Here is a 770-nt window from a genome sequence, read left to right as displayed (position 1 = left end):
CTTACGGGTGTAGCCAACCGATATCGTTTGGAAAAAACACTGGAGCTGGAAGTCGAGCGGGCTGAGCGTTTCAAGCAACCACTCTCAATAATTGCCCTCGATATCGATGATTTTAAAATCGTAAATGATGAGTTTGGCCATGCCAATGGAGACATGGTGTTGGTTCAGATGAGTCGTTTATTAAAAAAGAATATTCGCGAAATCGATTTGCTGGCACGCTGGGGCGGTGATGAGTTTATGATTTTGTTACCGAATACCGGCCTCGAAGCAGCAGCCCATACCGCTGAAAAATTAAGACAATTGATCGTGGATGCCAAATTGGATAAACGCGCTACTATCACCACGAGTTTTGGGGTAGCGCAGTTGCGTCAGGGAGAATCAGCTATGCGCTTGTCGATCCGCGCCGACAATGCACTTTATCAATCTAAAGACTCTGGGAAAAACCGTATCAGTTCTTAATCTGCATCATTGCTGGAGAGGTGCTTTTTCTTCAACAAGCCATGAATAATAGATCAGCAACGATCCGGCATAATGCTTTTCCAACCACGCTGCCGGGCTATATTTTCTTAATACTATGCCTTGCAGATTAAGTATAAACCACTTCTAAACCAGTCTTGCCCAGAGGTCATGCTCATCGGCTTCTTCAAATTCCACCTCAACAATATCTCCCACTTTTAAATGGGTGGCGTGATCAATAAAGACTTGGCCATCAATCTCAGGGGCATCAGCACGGCTCCGCCCGACGGCACCTTCTTCAACAACTTCATCGA

At 45.6% G+C, this 770-nt stretch carries 1 protein-coding gene and 1 pseudogene; one reads left to right on the top strand and one right to left on the bottom strand.

Annotated elements, in window-relative coordinates; genetic code table 11:
- Positions 1-459 (top strand): GGDEF domain-containing protein (locus tag B3182_RS07190; protein ID WP_292752119.1); only part of this gene is annotated, 459 nt, incomplete at its 5' end.
- Between the two features lie 144 nt (positions 460-603).
- Here the strand turns inward: B3182_RS07190 and rimO are convergent.
- Positions 604-770: pseudogene (rimO, locus tag B3182_RS07185) on the bottom strand (30S ribosomal protein S12 methylthiotransferase RimO); the annotation flags it as partial.

Source organism: Methylophaga sp. UBA4204, assembly GCF_002379485.1.
GTDB lineage: Bacteria > Pseudomonadota > Gammaproteobacteria > Nitrosococcales > Methylophagaceae > Methylophaga.
This window is presented reverse-complemented; position numbering and strand designations above follow the sequence as displayed.